Source organism: Paenisporosarcina sp. P4_D4, assembly GCF_056401835.1.
This window is the reverse complement of the sequence record NZ_JBFUIO010000399.1, coordinates 1-700: the sequence shown is the minus strand read 5'-3', so window position 1 is coordinate 700 and position 700 is coordinate 1. Positions and strand designations below refer to the sequence as shown.

The following is a 700-nucleotide window of genomic DNA, read 5'->3' as shown; positions in this document are numbered from 1 at the left end:
AGATGAATATTTTATTAGCATTTTTAAATTCAACTAATTACAATCCTTATAAAATTAACGGGTGCACAGAAGATCCCCGGGCTGCTAACGGAGTTTTTCATTCTTCAACTAACGAGGCAGGTTAGTTGAAGAAGGTAAACCRAAAGGAGAATGAATTCAAATGAGTTTGACAAATTATTTAGGTTGTAATTTCACGCTTCCAATTAACTATGAAGAGAGCGATGACTTAATTATTGTAGGTAATAACTTTTCGAGTAAATATGATAGAGAAGATGTTCGTAAACACATTACAACTAAATATATTTATKAAGTAGCTACTGCAGAAAGAATAGGTCTTTCTTTATACAAAGAGGATAAAAAAAATTCACCTCACAATTACCAAAAACAACAACAATATTTGACAGCTTTACTTGAGATTCTAGATAGCCATCTTGAGCGAGGAGACTATTGTGAACTATATACTTGTTGGGTTGGTGAGGAATCAGAGGAAAGAAACAAGGAATTAGACCAAACAATCAATATTAGTATGTTTGATATGGATGACATTGAAATAGCCGAGAAAACTCTACTCACATTAAAAAAGTAATTCTTCAACTAAACCAGCCAATAGTTTGTCAATATTTATTAATGAAAACTAAAAATAGTTCATGCTATACTAAATTTGTGCATACCAAATAACCTTCCAAATGAACGTTTGGAA

The 700-nt window shown here is 31.4% G+C and carries 1 protein-coding gene; it reads left to right on the top strand.

Annotated features, from left to right (window positions below; all coding sequences use genetic code 11):
* Positions 1 to 160 precede the first annotated feature (160 nt).
* A complete protein-coding gene (locus AC1DSL_RS19105) occupies positions 161 to 586 on the top strand; it encodes a hypothetical protein (protein WP_477533461.1) in 426 nt (141 codons plus the stop codon).
* Positions 587 to 700 lie beyond the last annotated feature (114 nt).